The sequence below is a fragment of the Klebsiella sp. P1CD1 genome, assembly GCF_003790505.1.
Classification (GTDB): Bacteria; Pseudomonadota; Gammaproteobacteria; order Enterobacterales; family Enterobacteriaceae; genus Klebsiella; species Klebsiella variicola.
Map to the genome: position 1 here is coordinate 1,714,268 of NZ_CP033631.1, position 15,385 is coordinate 1,729,652.

Annotated in this window: 14 protein-coding genes; 6 read left to right on the top strand and 8 right to left on the bottom strand. The window is 57.2% G+C overall.

Annotation, left to right across the window (positions count from 1 at the left end; translation table 11 throughout):
* Nucleotides 1-55: 55 nt before the first annotated feature.
* From DTA24_RS08750 to DTA24_RS08770, 5 genes are all read right to left on the bottom strand, one after another.
* Nucleotides 56-1,618, bottom strand: a complete 1,563-nt coding sequence (locus DTA24_RS08750; RefSeq protein WP_123836729.1) for a cyclic di-GMP phosphodiesterase — start codon at nt 1,616-1,618, stop codon at nt 56-58.
* Nucleotides 1,619-1,806: 188 nt separating this feature from the next.
* Nucleotides 1,807-2,376, bottom strand: a complete 570-nt coding sequence (mepS, locus tag DTA24_RS08755) for a bifunctional murein DD-endopeptidase/murein LD-carboxypeptidase (protein WP_004201653.1) — start codon at nt 2,374-2,376, stop codon at nt 1,807-1,809.
* A 426-nt stretch (nt 2,377-2,802) separates the two neighbouring features.
* On the bottom strand, nt 2,803-3,516 hold the full coding sequence (locus DTA24_RS08760; protein ID WP_008804009.1) for a phosphatase PAP2 family protein: 714 nt from the start codon (nt 3,514-3,516) through the stop codon (nt 2,803-2,805).
* Nucleotides 3,517-3,553: 37 nt separating this feature from the next.
* Nucleotides 3,554-4,531 (bottom strand): CobW family GTP-binding protein, encoded by a 978-nt coding sequence (locus DTA24_RS08765; RefSeq protein WP_008804010.1) that lies wholly within the window; start codon nt 4,529-4,531, stop codon nt 3,554-3,556.
* Between the two features lie 120 nt (nt 4,532-4,651).
* Nucleotides 4,652-6,118 carry a mannitol dehydrogenase family protein gene (locus DTA24_RS08770; protein ID WP_117114773.1) on the bottom strand — a complete coding sequence of 489 codons (1,467 nt, stop codon included), beginning with the start codon at nt 6,116-6,118 and terminating at the stop codon, nt 4,652-4,654.
* Nucleotides 6,119-6,325: 207 nt separating this feature from the next.
* Between DTA24_RS08770 and uxuA the strand changes: the two genes are divergently transcribed.
* The gene (gene uxuA / locus DTA24_RS08775) at nt 6,326-7,516 is read left to right on the top strand and encodes a mannonate dehydratase (protein WP_008804012.1); all 1,191 of its coding nucleotides are present in this window, start codon (nt 6,326-6,328) and stop codon (nt 7,514-7,516) included.
* A gap of 634 nt (nt 7,517-8,150) precedes the next feature.
* Here the strand turns inward: uxuA and yeiP are convergent.
* Nucleotides 8,151-8,723, bottom strand: coding sequence for an elongation factor P-like protein YeiP (yeiP, locus tag DTA24_RS08785; protein ID WP_002912951.1), 573 nt, complete (start codon nt 8,721-8,723; stop codon nt 8,151-8,153).
* A 147-nt stretch (nt 8,724-8,870) separates the two neighbouring features.
* Between yeiP and DTA24_RS08790 the strand changes: the two genes are divergently transcribed.
* Entirely contained in the window at nt 8,871-9,125 is a 255-nt protein-coding gene (locus tag DTA24_RS08790; RefSeq protein WP_008804013.1) for a YkgJ family cysteine cluster protein, read from the top strand.
* A gap of 2 nt (nt 9,126-9,127) precedes the next feature.
* On the opposite strand, the gene DTA24_RS08795 is transcribed toward DTA24_RS08790, so the two are convergent.
* Nucleotides 9,128-10,060 (bottom strand): LysR family transcriptional regulator, encoded by a 933-nt coding sequence (locus tag DTA24_RS08795; RefSeq protein WP_012541024.1) that lies wholly within the window; start codon nt 10,058-10,060, stop codon nt 9,128-9,130.
* A gap of 213 nt (nt 10,061-10,273) precedes the next feature.
* Between DTA24_RS08795 and DTA24_RS08800 the strand changes: the two genes are divergently transcribed.
* Nucleotides 10,274-10,618: a DUF3302 domain-containing protein gene (locus DTA24_RS08800; RefSeq protein WP_008804015.1), complete on the top strand. Its 345-nt coding sequence runs from the start codon at nt 10,274-10,276 to the stop codon at nt 10,616-10,618.
* Between the two features lies 1 nt (nt 10,619).
* On the top strand, nt 10,620-11,756 hold the full coding sequence (locus tag DTA24_RS08805; protein WP_123836730.1) for an HlyD family secretion protein: 1,137 nt from the start codon (nt 10,620-10,622) through the stop codon (nt 11,754-11,756).
* A 34-nt stretch (nt 11,757-11,790) separates the two neighbouring features.
* Here DTA24_RS08805 and setB read toward each other — a convergent pair whose 3' ends face one another.
* Nucleotides 11,791-12,972: a sugar efflux transporter SetB gene (gene setB, locus DTA24_RS08810; protein ID WP_008804017.1), complete on the bottom strand. Its 1,182-nt coding sequence runs from the start codon at nt 12,970-12,972 to the stop codon at nt 11,791-11,793.
* A 334-nt stretch (nt 12,973-13,306) separates the two neighbouring features.
* Between setB and fruB the strand changes: the two genes are divergently transcribed.
* Nucleotides 13,307-14,437, top strand: a complete 1,131-nt coding sequence (fruB, locus tag DTA24_RS08820; RefSeq protein ID WP_008804018.1) for a fused PTS fructose transporter subunit IIA/HPr protein — start codon at nt 13,307-13,309, stop codon at nt 14,435-14,437.
* Complete coding sequence (gene fruK / locus DTA24_RS08825) at nt 14,438-15,376, top strand: 1-phosphofructokinase (RefSeq protein ID WP_004103928.1); 939 nt, start codon at nt 14,438-14,440, stop codon at nt 15,374-15,376.
* Nucleotides 15,377-15,385: the final 9 nt, after the last annotated feature.

Here is a 15,385-nt window from a genome sequence, read left to right on the forward strand (position 1 = left end):
CCTTGTCACGGTCGGCCCCCATAGCCGACCTCTGTTCCCGCATCATATGTGAGACTTAGCGCGTTGTGAAATAATTCGCAGGTTCATCATGCGCGGCGACCAGCGCCTCCAGCGATAGCGGACGGCTTATCCAGTACCCTTGCAGGAAATTGACGCCCTGGGCACGAAGCCACTCCGCCTGTTCCTGGGTCTCCACTCCTTCAGCGACGGTCATTAATTTCAGCCGGCGGCTGAGGGTCAGTACCGCATCCAGCACCGGCGAGGTCACGGTTTCGGTGCCAATCGCCTGCACAAAGCCGCGATCGATCTTCAGATAATCGAAGTTATAGCGTTCGAGATAAATCAGCGCGCTATGCCCGGTACCAAAATCATCTATCGCGATTTCAAAACCCTGCTGGTGGAGCCAGGCGAAGTTAGCGATCGATTTTTCTTTATCAATCATGGCCCGCTCGGTCACCTCCAGCACCACGTGAAAATGGTCGGCGGGCAGCGCGGCGGCAAAGCGCAGCATATCGTCGCGGAAGCTGTCAGCCTGCAGATGGGCAGGGGAAATATTCAGCCCCAGCTTGACGCCGCGCGGCAGGATCCGTTTAAGCACTTGACCATCGCTGGCGATCAGCGCCAGCAGGTGATGGGTCAGCGGCACGATCATCTGCTGGGTTTCCGCCAGATTAATAAAGACGTCGGGCGGGATTTCACCCACCACCGGATGGCGCCAGCGCATGAGCACCTCCACGCCGCTGATACGCAGGGTCTGGGCATTCACGACCGGCTGATAGACGACGTGGAACTGGTTATTTTTGATCCCCAGCAGTATCGATTTTCGCGGATCGGATTTGATCGTCAGCACGTAATAACAGAGCAACCCCGCCAGCAGGCCGCACACTACCCCGAGCAACAGGGCAAACTGTGTATTTTCCGCCAGCCAGCTGTTGGCATACAGGTAGACCTTCAGCGGTAAACCGTCGATCTGTACCTGGCGGATCGGTTCGTTATGCAGGGTTTGCGGATCCACCAGCCGATTACTGAAGGTGGAGATGGCGGTGTGACCGATGGCCAGCGCAATACCGCTGAAATCATTTTGTCGTGCGGAATAGAGGATGTACGGCGTGAGATTGGCGTTGATCGATACGAAAATGCCGCTGTTTGCATCATCGGGTTTGCTGACCCATAACGCCAGCGCTGCGCTTTTCGGCATCATCGGCGTACCCGGCAAAATCGCCATATCAACGGGTTTGCGAATATCGATCGCCGGGATAAGCTGAGTAAGGGGCGTATTCATGGCCCCTGTCGCCGAGGAGCAAAAGACGACGCCGTTTTTAACCAGCAGAAACGCGCGAACGTTGGGGCTGAAAGCGGCATGGGAGGTGAGTCCGGAGTCGATATTCTCGCAGGGCTGATCCACCAGCGGCTGCAGGCCATCAATGGTCTCACGGAGATCGTGAAAATAGCTTTTCAGGTAAGTGTCAACGTTGTTGATAATGGCGTCGAAACGCTCTGCCCGGTTATGGTAAATCACCATAAACTGAATGCAGCCGGCCAGCAGCGCGACGATAATCCCCACGCACAGGCTGGTTAACCAGATTTTACGCTGGGGTGAAAAGTAGCGAGTAAGCATAGCTATAGTCTTTCCGTGTTATTGAATCGCATCAACGGTTTGTCGGTCGTCGTTTTTCTCATTCCCACTTAAAAGACATAGCTTATTTTGCGGCGTTCAGAATCAGGTGGCAAAAAAAAACACTGCCGGGGCAGTGTTTTTTTATCCCGCCTCCAGCCAAGGGATAACCGGCGGCGGTAGAGGACAGTTTACGAGCGGCTCAGAACTCGACGCGCTTCGTTGTAGCGCTTTTTCCAGTACGGTTCATCCATGCTGGAGATGGTCACCCCGCTGCTGGTAGAGGCGTGAACGAACTGGTTGTTGCCGAGATAGATCCCGACGTGGCGGCCGGTAGAGCCGGCGCGGAACAGAACCAGATCGCCAGTACGCAGCTGGGTACGGGAAATCGATTTTCCGGTTTCCTGCTGTTCAGAGGTTGAACGCGGCAGTTCCAGACCAAATTGTTCGCGGAAGGTGCGCTGCACAAACGCTGAGCAGTCGATACCTTTACGGGTGCTGCCGCCGAGGCGGTAACGCACGCCTTTCCAACTGGCATACTGATCCATTAAACGGGACTTCACGTCCAGGTTACGGACCATCGTTTCAAATTCATCCTGAGAGGCTTGCAGTGATGATAAATCGCCACTACCCACAGCATGCGTCTCAGAATGCATATTCCTGGCGGTACTTGTTGAACTACACGCGGAAAGCAGAACCGCTACTGCAATCGCGGGGGCTACCCGCAAGATGTATCTCAAAATCGGCTGAGATTTGACCATGCTGTTTATTTTCCCTTGTTGTCCTTAACGACAATGTCGTTATAAAAAATGCCAAACGTGTTAGAGCCTAAATACCCATCCGCAATGAGACAATTCCTTAAGCTTAAATTTGTGCAGTCACGCACAAATTTATTCATGCTCTGAATTAATGTTGCGGAAAAGGCAAAACGAGAACGAGATTACCCTATCAAACGCCGCATGGCGAGCGGTTTTGCGCGATTTCTTATAAGTATTTTGGTGACAAAAAGTGAATCATTGGGAAAGGACAAAATAGCGCCAGTATCGGGTAAAAAACAGACAATTCCTTCATTTGTCACGGGATTAATGTGACAAGAAGATGAACATCATGTTGAAAAAAAGCGCAATTGAAAAAGGGGACCCAAAAGGTCCCCTTATAGATAATGACGCCAGACGGCGACCACGACATTATTTGGCCGATATTCCGCCGGGCAGAGAGCGATCGAAAAGGGCGATCAATTTATCGCTCAGCGGTGTCATCAATACCCACGGCGCGCCAATCAGCACGGCGGTCAGGGAGCCGACGGCAATATCGCTGAACCAGTGAGCGCCAATCATGACGCGCGGGAAAGCAAAGACCACAAATATCACCAGCGCCACGGTTAGCGCGCGGCGGCCGAAATAGCGCCACATAAAGCTCGCGAAGATCAGCAGCATCATCCCATGATCGCCAGGGAAGCTGTCCTTGGAGGCGTCTTTGGTGGGGAAATTGACGACATCGCTGACGCGGGTGACATCGTGGAAAAACAGCGACGGGCTGGCGCGCTGTACCGGCATCAGGTGCTGCGCCAGCTGGTTAATGATCACCGCGGCCAGCAGCATCACCAGGCCCATGATGGCAATCTGGCGACGGCCTGCTGGCGGCGCTTTAAGCCAGTAGCGGAGCATCAGGCAGCCCATCGCCAGCAGCGAACAGGCGTCGAAGGCGCGATTGTTGATGATCGCCAGCAGCCAGGCATAGGCGTGGCTGACGCTGACGCCATGGTTAAAGAAATGGAAGATCGCGGAGTCGACCGGCGACCAGGCGCCGTGGTTGACCGGCAGATACCAGGAGCAAAATAGCGCCACACCCGCGATGTTAAGCAGCAGAATTAAAGGAATTCGGTTTTTCATCATAGCCATTGCGATTTTGTGACAGTCGGCGGCAACCTTAGCCGCCTCAACTTAAACGAAGCCTCAACAGTGAGGTCTGGAGCGCGTTCCAGTCGGCTTCGTTCGCCGAGATAAGCTCTATTCGGCTATCGGGTGGGGGGACGCTCAGAGTCTCGATATGCCAATCCTCGCCCTGGCGGTTGATCCTCACGGCCCCTTCGGCAATGCGCATCACGCCTTTGACGCGCGCCACGGGCGCCAGCCGTGCCCATTCGAGCAGGCCGATGGTCTCAAAGACCGTTTCCGCGTCGAATATCCAGCCGCAGGCCTGATAGCCCTGGCCGCTGTTGAGGTGGCGGCGCCAGCGCTGGTGCTCGGGCAGGCTGAGTGCGGCGAGACCGCTGGTCGGGCGAGAGTGGTGAACATGCTCCGCGCTCGCCGGCAACGGGGCGGTGTTGCGGCGCGGCTCATCGAGCAGGGCGAGGTCGATATTACCCTGGGTTGTCGACACCTTGCGACGATCGCCGCCCCAGCGCTGCCACCAGTCGGCCAAGGCGTGGGCGCTTTCGGGCGTTTCCCGATCGTTTTTATTGGCCACAATGATGTCCGCCGCGGCCAGCTGATCGCGGAAATTGTCGTTATTGACGACTTTTTCATCCAGCAGCTGACGGGGATCGAGGATACACACCGTAGCGCGTAGATCGATCCAGGGTTCATACACCGCTGCGGTGAGGATATCGAGGATCTGCTTCGGGTGGCCAAGGCCGGTGGGTTCGATCAGCAGGCGATCGGGTTTACCCTGGCGCAGCAGGGTATTCAGCCCAACCTGCATCGGCAGGCCGTTAACGCAGCACATGCAGCCGCCGGGGATCTCTTTGAGCAGGGCGCCGCTGTCGGCCAGCAGCGCGCCGTCTATCCCGACTTCGCCAAACTCATTCACCAGTACGGCCCATTTTTCATCCGCAGGCTTCTGCGCCAGCAGATGAAGAATTGAGGTCGTCTTACCGCTGCCGAGAAAGCCGGTGATCAAATTGGTTCTGGTCACTCTTTTCTCCAGGATAAATGTAATGTTGTAACAGTTACGCCTATCCTGACGAAAAAAGGGGGAAAAGAGAAGTCCTGAGGCGGACAGAAGAAGTTTCTGTCCGCATAAGCGCAAATATTGTTAAGAATTTAGCGCGCGGGCCACGGCCTCGCGGGCACCGTGCGTCGCCAGTTGCTGCCAGGCGGCGCGGATCCCGGCGACAAACTGCGCGTTGTGCGGCAGGTCGCGGCCAAATATTTCCTCCAGACCCAGTAGCGCATCGACGCGCTGCTGCTCATCGCTCTGCGCCACCCGCTGCTGGATCTTGTCGACCAGCGGATCGCGCACGTCGATCGTCTGACCCGCGTCGTCCGTACCACTGACGTAGCGCATCCAGCCGGCAACGCCGAGGGCCAGCAGCGGCCAGCGGCTGCCGCGCTCAAGATGTACGCGGATGCCGTCGAGCATGCGCTGGGGCAGTTTCTGGCTGCCGTCCATGGCGATTTGCCAGGTGCGGTGTTTGAGCGCCGGATTACTGAAGCGGTCGATGAGGCTGTCGGCATAGGCCTCGAGATCGACGCCGGTAATGGTCAGCGTCGGAGCCTGTTCGTCAAGCATCAGCTGGCGAGCGGCGCGGCGGAAAACGTTATCCTGCATGCAGTCGCTGACGTGCGCATGACCTGCCAGATAGCCAAGCCAGGCGAGAAAAGAGTGGCTGCCGTTGAGCATCCGCAGCTTCATTTGCTCCCAGGGCAGCACGTCGTCGGTCATCTGCACGCCGGCCGTCTCCCAGGCCGGTCGTCCGGTGACGAAGTGGTCTTCGACCACCCACTGAATGAAGGGTTCGCAGCTGATGGCGCAGGGATCGTCGACCCCCAGCACGGCGGCGATTTCCGCCAGCGACTCGGCGGTGGCCGCAGGAACAATGCGATCCACCATGGTGCCCGGGAAGCTGACATTATCGGCGATCCAGTTCGCCAGCGCCGGGCTGCGTTTTTCCGCCATACCGAGGACGGCATTTTTCACCACGTGGCCGTTGTCGGGAATGTTATCGCAGGAGAGCACGGTAAAGGGCGGCAGGCCCCGTTCCCGGCGGCGGGCCAGCGCTTCCACTAAAATACCGGGAGCCGACTGCGGTAGCGTCGGATTTTCCAGATCGTGAACGATACGCGGATGCGTCGGATCCAGCTTGCCGGTCGCCGGATCGATGCAATAGCCTTTTTCGGTGATGGTCAGCGAGACAATCGCCACCTGCGGCTCGCAAAATTTTTCGATAATTGCCACCAGCGAATCGAGCCTGGCGTTCAGGCATTCGTGCACCGCGCCGATCACGATGGGCTGGTTACCGTCGGCGCCTTTTTCCAGCACGGTAAACAGATGGTCCTGTTCGCGAAGCTGGCTCATCAGCGTATCGCCGCTGAACAGACTGATTTCGCAGATCCCCCAGTCGCCGCCGACGTTATTCAGCACGCGATCGGTCAGCAGCGCCTGGTGCGCGCGATGAAACGCGCCAAAGCCGAAATGGACAATACGCGAGCGGAGCTGGCTGCGATCGTACTGAGGACGTTGCACGTTTTCCGGTAGCGTAGCGGTTGCAATTGTTGTCATTCTTTACACACCTGTTTAACTGCTTATTAACAATGCCAGTCTAAAGTTATATGACAGGAAATTAAATTGGTAAGCCGAAATTATCCGCTGACTGTGAGCTGGATCAATCAATGCGCCGGCACTGTTTGCAGCCTGAGGAGAAACATGTATGGTAGTCGTCATGAGTGTCGCCATTATTGGTATAACAACTTTTGTGAGGGCATAGCGATGGAACAAACCTGGCGGTGGTATGGGCCGAACGATCCGGTATCGCTTGATGATGTACGGCAGGCAGGGGCGACCGGCGTCGTGACTGCGCTGCACCATATTGCAAACGGTCAGGTCTGGCCGGTAGAGGAGATTAAAGCGCGTCAGGCGCTGTTAGCGGCAAAAGGGCTGACCTGGTCGGTCGTCGAAAGCATTCCGGTGCATGAGGATATTAAAACCCACAGCGGGGAGTATGCGACCTGGATTGCCAACTATCAGCAGAGCATCCGCAACCTCGCGGCCTGCGGCATCGATACCGTATGCTACAACTTTATGCCGATCCTCGACTGGACGCGCACCGATCTGGAATATGAGCTGCCGGACGGTTCCCGGGCGCTGCGTTTCGATCAGATCGCCTTCGCCGCCTTTGAACTGCATATCCTCAAACGCCCGGGCGCGGAAGGAGATTACAGCGAAGAAGAGCAGCGTCAGGCTGAGGTTTATTTCAAGGCGATGAGCGAAGCGGACATCGAGAAACTGACCCGCAATATCATCGCCGGCCTGCCGGGGGCGGAAGAGGGTTACACTCTTGACCAGTTCCGCGCGCGCCTGGCGGAATATGACCACATCGATAAAGCGCAGCTGCGCGAGAATATGGCCTACTTCCTGCGGGCTATCGTGCCGGTGTGCGAAGAGGTAGGCATCCGCCTGGCGGTGCATCCGGACGATCCGCCGCGGCCGATCCTTGGCCTGCCGCGTATCGTGTCGACCATCGAAGATATGCAGTGGCTGAAAGAGACAGTGGACAGCATCAATAATGGCTTCACCATGTGTACGGGATCGTATGGCGTCCGCGCCGATAACGATCTGGTGAAGATGGTGGAGACCTTTGGCGATCGCATCCATTTCACCCATCTGCGATCTACCTGTCGTGAAGCGAACCCGAAAACCTTCCACGAGGCGGCGCACCTTAGCGGCGACGTCAATATGGTGGCGGTGGTGGATGCGATTCTGCGTGAAGAGCAGCGGCGTAAACAGGCTGGCGATCTGCGCCCGATCCCATTCCGTCCGGATCATGGTCATCAGATGCTTGACGATCTGCGCAAGAAAACCAACCCAGGCTATTCGGCGATTGGCCGTCTCAAGGGGATGGCGGAAGTGCGTGGCGTCGAGCTGGCGCTGAAAATGACCAAATACCCTGAACTGCTGTAATCGCGGTAACAGGGATAATAAAAGGGACAGCCAGCGGCTGTCCCTTTTTACTGTCGGGGCGTCAGCCTGGTCGGGTAAGTGAAGCGCCACCCGACAAAATAACGGCGCAATGGGGTAGATACGGTGATCGGTTTGCAACAGTGTCGACCCTGGAAAAACCTGTGTTCTCTGTTATTTCCGGGCAGATTGCGCTCCCGATATTTCTTCTGCGTTATGTTACTCATGGTGCAGGGAGCGCACAGGGGGCGGCCAGTCGCCGCCGCCCCCTGTACCCCCGGGCTCCGGCCAGCAAAATCGCCACTTCGTGGTACCTTCGACTTATCCCTGCAGGCTTCGGGTCGGGCCGAGGCAGCGTCCGTGCAAAACACGGCCCTCAGCCCGCATCCATGCGGGCTGCCCCGGCCTTCCGGGAACGTCTCAGCGATGTTGAGGCCGCCAGCACCGGCAGTTTCAGCAAGAATAGTGAATAAATTAACGACAGGTCGTACGTAGGCCGGATAAGGCGTCAGCCGCCATCCGGCACAAATACGGGAACCGTGTTGAATGAATATTACCCGGCACCGGGGCATACCGTCGCCAAATAAAAGGGACAGCCAGCGGCTGTCCCTTTTTACTGTCGGGGCGTCACAGAGGATTAATCCGCGCGGCCCATATAGCGGCACTCTTCGATATGAATGCGAATTTTCTCACCGGTAGTCAGGTATTCCGGCACCTGAATCACCAGGCCGGTGCTCATGGTGGCTGGCTTGGTGCGGGAGCTGGCGGACGCCCCTTTAATACCCGGCGCGGTTTCGATAATTTCCAGGTCAACAGTCTGCGGCAGCTCCAGGGCCAGCAGCTGGCCGTCCCAGGTCAGCACCTGCATATCCGGCATCCCGCCTTCCGGAATAAACTGCAGCTCTTCTTCGATCTGCTCTTTGGTAAAGGTGTAAGGGGTATAGTCTTCTTTATCCATGAACACGTATTCGTTGCCATCGACATAGGAGAAGTCAACGAAACGGCGGGTCAGGGTCACGGTATCGACGATATCGTCACCTTTGAAGCGCTCTTCCACTTTCAGGCCGGTACGCACATCGGAGAAGCGCATTTTATACAGTGTCGCAGCACCACGGGCGCTGGGTGACTGAATATCAATATTTTTCACAATCAGCAGCTTGCCGTTGTAATTCAGCACCATACCTTTTTTAATTTCATTCGCTCTTGGCATTGCAGTAATCCTGTCACTTAACGAGTCAAAAATATCGCGTAAAACTACTCGCGCCCGCGCCTTCAGGCAAGCGGAATTCGCGAGTTTTGCTATCTTCTGGCAAAACGTTTAGGCTGTGGCACAAAATGAGCGTTTGGGAGCTGGGTTGTGGAATGTCGTACCGATTGTGGCGCATGTTGCATCGCTCCCTCTATATCATCGCCAATACCCGGCATGCCGCAGGGCAAGCCCGCCAATACCCGCTGTATTCAGCTTTCCGAGCACAACTTGTGCCTGATTTTCGGCTCCCCTCTGCGCCCGAAGGTGTGCGCCAGCCTGCAGCCCTCGCCCGAGATGTGCTTCACCCACCGCGATGACGCCATCACCTGGCTGCTGGATCTTGAGCTGGCCACCGCGCCCTGAGCTTAAAGCAGCAGATGAGACAGGTTTTTGATATGGGCGCTGAGGCCGTCGAGTAGCGCCTGTACGCGCAGGGGGAGAATGTCCCGCCGCTGGAAGATAAGCCAGGCCTGCAGGTCGATACAGCGCTCCTTTTTCAGACAGGGAACCAGCTGTCCCGCCGCCAGCTCGGTGGCGAGTGAATAGTAGGGCGCATAGACGATCCCCATCCCCAGCTTCGCCAGCTCCACCGCCGGTAGTGTGTTATCGCAAACGAATCCCCCCTTTACCGTGAGATTAAGCGGTTCGCCGTTTTTGCTTTTGAAGGTCCAGACATTGTCGCTGCCGCCCAACATGCGCAGGGTAATGCACTCATGATCCACCAGCGCCTCCGGCTCGGCGATAGGATGTTGCGCCAGATAGTCCGGAGAGGCGAAGACGCCGGTGCGAAAGCGGGTAAAGGGGCGGGCGATGAGATTTTCATTCTGCGGCTTAAAGGGGCTTATCAGCAGATCGCAGTCGCTATTGAAGATGGCGCCGTATTTCTGTTCCCGCTCGCTGGCGTTGCGGGTGACCAGATTGATCTGCAGCTCCGGCAGGGTTTTCCTCAGCGCCGGCAGAATATAGCGCCCGAGAAATTGATGGATACCGATGGGCGCCCCAAGGGTGACCACGCCCTGCAGCGTGTTCTTATAACGGTCGGCGAGGTTGATAAGCTGCTCATGCTGTTCGAGAACCGCGCGACTGGCATGGATAAACTGCTCGCCGAACTCGGTGCGCACCAGCTCTCTGGCGGTGCGCAGGAATATGGCCAAACCGACTTTCCGCTCCACGCTGGTCAGCGTCCGCGAAACGTTAGACTGGGGCATATTCAGGCGCTGGGCCGCCCGGCTGACGCTGGCGGTTTCGGCGATAGCGCAGATGATCCTCAGCTCATCCATTTTAAAGTCTTTCAACATCTTATCGCTGCCTGATATCTTTGGTATATCAAAAATGATATACCAGTTTGGCGGAATTGCCATGTGATTTATTGATCAGCTAAACGTATGATGGCCTTTGCGTTGAACAGTCCGTTATTTAAGGAAAATTGTGCGTTTTATCGCTTCTTTTGTGGTCCTCGACGTCATTAAAAATAACGATCTTCCCGCTGGCTTACTGAGTGTATATGCACCATGCTGCTTAATTATTTTGCTTTGTTTGTATTAATACTGGTTTTTCTCATATTATTTTATGGAGTGATTATTATCCACGATATTCCCTATCATATCGCGCAAAAACGGCAGCACCCCCATCAGGACGCGATTCATGTGGCGGGCTGGATAAGCCTGTTTACCCTGCATGCTATCTGGCCTTTTCTGTGGATCTGGGCCACCTTGTACCGCCCTGACCGCGGGTGGGGGATGGCTTCGCAGACCGAGGATAGTCTGCAACGCAAGGAACTGGAGCAACGTATCGCATTACTCGAAGCGGCGTTAAAAAACAGCCAGCAGGCGTCAGCGGGGAATAAAGATAAATAATATGGATCTGTTAATTATCCTTTGCTATGTCGCCATCGCCTGGGGCGTTTTTAAGATATTTCGCATTCCAGTAAATAAATGGACAATACCCACTGCCATATTAGGCGGAATAGTGGTCGTAGGCGCGTTAATATTAACGATGAACTATAACCATCCCTATACGCTGCGGGCGCAAAAAGTTGTTGTTTCTATTCCGATGGTGCCTCAGGTCTCAGGCGAGGTGGTTGAGGTCACTAGTAAAACCAATGTGTTAATGAAGAAGGGCGAACTGCTGTTCCGCATCGATGACACCCGCTACCGCGCGCGGTTGAACAAACTGCAGGCCGATCTGGCGGCCGAGGAGGCGACGCTGCGGGCGAAGCAGGCGACCATTGACGATGCCAGCGCCAGAGTGCAGCAGGCGCAGGCCGAGTACGATCGCGTTACCCGTGACTACCAGCGTTATGCCCAGGGAGCGGCCATGCCGGTCAATCCTTTCTCGGAACAGGATGTGACTCACGCCAGGCAGCAGGTGCAGATCCAGACGGCGGTATTGCAGGCGGCGAAAGCGCAATTACAAAACGCCAGAGAGCAGGTGTCTGGCCGCTATAACGGGCTTGATGCCAACATTGCCAGTCTGAAATCGCAGATCCTCGAGGCGGAGTATAATCTGGCGCAAACTGTGGTTCGTGCGCCGAGCGATGGCTACGTTACCCAGCTATTGGCGCGGCCGGGGATGACCGCGGTACGTCTGCCCTTCAAGCCGGTGCTGGTGTTTATTCCCCAGCAAAAGCGCCAGGTGGTGGCGGTATTCCGCCAGAACTCGGTTCTGCGTCTGACGGCCGGGGATAGCGCGGAGGTGGTGTTTAATGGTCTGCCGGGCAGCGTCTATAGCGGTAAGGTATCGCGGGTGCTGCCGGCGATCCCGGATGGCAGCTATCAGGCCAGCGGTGCGCTGCAGGGGCTGAGCGCCGGGGCAGGAAAAGAGGGCATCTATGTGCTGATCGACCTCGATCCCCACCCGGAAGTGGAACATTTACCGGACGGGGTCAGTGCGCAGGCGGCGGTTTATACCGATTATTTTGCCCATGTGTCGATTATGCGCAAAGTCCTGCTGCGGATGACCAGCTGGCTGCATTACCTCTATCTGGATCATTAATCAGGATGGCCCGGTCGAGGCCGGGCCGTTTTGCCTACACGTCCCTGATCCGCCACAGGCAGACCTGAGCGGTGATACCCATGACCAGCGCTATCCAGAACACCGCGTGATAGCTCCAAATTTCCGCCACGACCCCCGCCAGTGAACCGGCGATAATCCAGCCAACGCGGGTGGTATTGGTGTAGAGGGTAGTGGCCGCGCCCGCTTGCCCCGGCATCAGATCCTGGAAATAGAGCATGCCGATCCCGGCGAGGATCCCGATATAGACGGCGTTCAGCACCTGCATCGCCAGCAGCAGCGCCGGAGTATGCACCGTCAACATGCCCACGTAAAACAACACACCGGCCACTGCCGAAAGGCGCATCAGAAAGCGTTTACCAAAGCGCCGGGCATAATAACCGGCAATCAGCATGGTAGGAATTTCCAGTCCGGCCGCGGTGCCCATCATCAGCCCGGCCAGCTTCTCCGGCAGATGCAGCTCATTAATGATAAACAGCGGCATATTAATGATGTACAGGCTGTTGGTGCCCCACATCAGCGTGCAGATGCTAAACAGCAGCAGCGCATCGCGGCGGTGCGTGCGCGGGGCTTCCAGCCGGCCCGTCGCCACCGCCGCCGCTTTATGCATGCTGGGTAAGAACAGCCAGACCATGATCCCGCAGACGATAAACGCCGCCGCAGCGCTGAGATACATCGCAGTAAAACCAAACCCCATCGCCAGGGCGTAGGCCAGCGGGGGACCAATCACCCATGCCAGGGAGACCTGGGCGCGCAAAATGGAGCTGAACATCACCGCTTCGCGACCGGTCTTGTCGGCGTGCTCGCGCGCGAGGGCGAACATCTGCGGGTTGGCGGTCGAGCCAAAGCTACTGAGGAAGACGCCGATAAACAGCAAAATGAAGTAGTTCCGGTTCCAGGCAAACAGCAGGCAGGCCAGCACCCCCAGCAGGCAGCAGACGACAATCAGCTGTTTGCGATCGCCCCGGCGGTCGGAGCGGCCGGCGAGAAACTGGCTGACCAGAATGCCAATGACGGCGCTACCGGTAAAAAAGAAGCCGACCATCGCCGGGCGGACGTGCACTTCGTTGGTCAAAAAGAGGCTCAGGGTTGGGGTTTGCAACGCCCCGGCAATGCCTGTCAGAAAGGCGACGATTAAGAATGCGGAAGAGGTTACATCGAACCCGCGTCGGGGAAGAGCGGCGCTACGGTTTTGCATGTTCGGTTTTCTGTAGTTTCAGGAGACGGCGCGGAGTTTACGCCTGCTGGCTGAAAATAAACAGTAGTATGGCACGAATAATTAAAAAGGCGTTTCAAAATATAAGATTCAGCAAAAAGCTGACGTTTGCGGTGGTCGATAGCAAAGGCTTCAGCAAAAGTGTGCAGTACCTCTAAGTTCTGCAATCAAGTCGCTGACGTACCTTGCGCGTTGAGCAAGAAAGGTACAAAATTCTTGAAACGTTTCAGCGTCATTCGACAATCCGTTCCCCGTCAGATGGCGCCTTTTTTCTCAAGTTAGCTGAAACGATTCAATTCAGCAGGAGAGGAGAACCATGTTCCAGTTATCTGTGCAGGATATTCATCCCGGCCAGCAGGCCGGTAATAAAGAAGAGGCCATCCGGCAGGTCGCCGCCGCGCTGGTCAGCGCCGGCAACGTGGCTGATGGCTATGTGAACGGTATGCTGGCTCGCGAGCAGCAGACCTCGACCTTCCTCGGCAACGGGATTGCGATCCCGCACGGCACGACGGACACCCGTGACCAGGTGCTGAAGACCGGCGTCCAGGTATTTCAGTTCCCGCAGGGCGTCACCTGGGGCGAAGGGCAGACCGCCTATGTGGCGATCGGGATTGCCGCCAGCTCAGATGAACACCTTGGCCTGCTGCGTCAGCTGACCCATGTGCTAAGCGATGACGCGGTAGCCGCGCAGCTGCAGTCCGCCACCACCGCGGAAGAGCTGCGTGCGCTGCTGATGGGGGAAAAACAGAGCGAAGCGCTGAAGCTGGACAACGAGACCCTCAGCCTCGACGTGGCGGCCAGCGATCTGCTGACCCTGCAGGCGCTGAACGCGGCGCGACTGAAAGAAGTGGGTGCCGCTGACACGGCATTCGTAAGCCACGCTATCAACGATACGCCGCTGAACCTCGGTCAGGGCGTCTGGCTGAACGACAGTGCGGAAGGCAATCTGCGCAGCGCCGTGGCGGTCAGCCGCGCGGCTAATGCCTTTACCCGCGACGACCAGCCGGTTTCTCTGCTGGTCACGGTGGCGATGGCCGATGAGCAGCCGACTGCGGTGCTGAACCGCCTGAGCAAGCTGTTGCTGGACAAGAAAGCTGACCGTTTGCTGAAAGCCGACGCCGCCACCGTGCTGGCGCTGCTGACCAGCGACGATGCCATTGCGGAAGACGTGCTGAGCGCCGAATTCGTGGTGCGCAATGAGCACGGCCTGCATGCCCGACCGGGCACCATGCTGGTCAATACGATTAAACAATTCTCCAGCGACATCACCGTCACCAACCTCGACGGTTCCGGCAAGCCGGCCAACGGTCGCAGCCTGATGAAGGTCGTGGCGCTGGGTGTGAAAAAAGGTCACCGTCTGCGTTTCACCGCGCAGGGTGAGGATGCGCAACAAGCGCTGGATGCGATTGGCGAAGCGATCGCCGCAGGCCTTGGGGAGGGCGCATAAATGAGCAGACGTGTAGCAACGATTACGTTAAACCCGGCGTACGATCTGGTGGGGTTCACCCCGGAGATTGAACGCGGTGAAGTGAACCTGGTGCGCACCACCGGCCTGCATGCCGCCGGGAAAGGCATCAACGTGGCGAAAGTGCTGAAAGATCTCGGCATTGATGTCACCGTCGGCGGCTTCCTGGGCAAAGACAACCAGGATGGCTTTCAGCAGCTGTTCAGCGAGCTGGGGATCGCCAACCGTTTCCAGGTGGTGCAGGGTCGGACCCGTATCAACGTTAAGCTGACGGAAAAAGATGGCGAAGTGACGGATTTCAACTTCTCCGGCTTTGAAGTCACCCCGGGCGACTGGGAACGCTTCGTCAACGACTCCCTGAGCTGGCTCGGGCAGTTCGATATGGTCTGCGTCAGCGGCAGCCTGCCGTCCGGCGTCAGCCCGGAGGCCTTCACCGACTGGATGACCCGTCTGCGCAGCCAGTGCCCATGCATTATTTTCGACAGCAGCCGCGAAGCGCTGGTTGCCGGACTGAAAGCGGCGCCATGGCTGGTGAAACCGAACCGTCGCGAGCTGGAGATCTGGGCCGGGCGTAAGCTGCCGGAGATGAAAGATGTTATCGAAGCCGCCCATGCGCTGCGCGAGCAGGGTATCGCCCACGTGGTGATTTCCCTGGGTGAAGAGGGCGCGCTGTGGGTGAACGCCTCCGGTGAGTGGATTGCCAAACCGCCTTCAGTGGAAGTGGTCAGCACCGTCGGCGCCGGCGATTCGATGGTTGGCGGCCTGATTTACGGCCTGCTGATGCGTGAATCCAGCGAGCATACCCTGCGCCTGGCGACTGCCGTCGCTGCCCTGGCCGTCAGCCAGAGCAACGTGGGTATTACCGACCGTACCCAGTTGGCCGCGATGATGGCGCGCGTCGACTTACAACCCTTTAATTGACAGCAGGAG

Coding starts and splice junctions, on each gene's coding strand:
- mepS (WP_004201653.1), bottom strand. CDS start 2,376: ATGGTCAAATCTCAGCCGATTTTGAGATACATCTTGCGGGTAGCCCCC.
- fruB (WP_008804018.1), top strand. CDS start 13,307: ATGTTCCAGTTATCTGTGCAGGATATTCATCCCGGCCAGCAGGCCGGT.
- DTA24_RS08760 (WP_008804009.1), bottom strand. CDS start 3,516: ATGGCTATGATGAAAAACCGAATTCCTTTAATTCTGCTGCTTAACATC.
- setB (WP_008804017.1), bottom strand. CDS start 12,972: ATGCAAAACCGTAGCGCCGCTCTTCCCCGACGCGGGTTCGATGTAACC.
- DTA24_RS08750 (WP_123836729.1), bottom strand. CDS start 1,618: ATGCTTACTCGCTACTTTTCACCCCAGCGTAAAATCTGGTTAACCAGC.
- DTA24_RS08770 (WP_117114773.1), bottom strand. CDS start 6,118: ATGACAACAATTGCAACCGCTACGCTACCGGAAAACGTGCAACGTCCT.
- DTA24_RS08795 (WP_012541024.1), bottom strand. CDS start 10,060: ATGTTGAAAGACTTTAAAATGGATGAGCTGAGGATCATCTGCGCTATC.
- fruK (WP_004103928.1), top strand. CDS start 14,438: ATGAGCAGACGTGTAGCAACGATTACGTTAAACCCGGCGTACGATCTG.
- DTA24_RS08800 (WP_008804015.1), top strand. CDS start 10,274: ATGCTGCTTAATTATTTTGCTTTGTTTGTATTAATACTGGTTTTTCTC.
- uxuA (WP_008804012.1), top strand. CDS start 6,326: ATGGAACAAACCTGGCGGTGGTATGGGCCGAACGATCCGGTATCGCTT.
- DTA24_RS08805 (WP_123836730.1), top strand. CDS start 10,620: ATGGATCTGTTAATTATCCTTTGCTATGTCGCCATCGCCTGGGGCGTT.
- yeiP (WP_002912951.1), bottom strand. CDS start 8,723: ATGCCAAGAGCGAATGAAATTAAAAAAGGTATGGTGCTGAATTACAAC.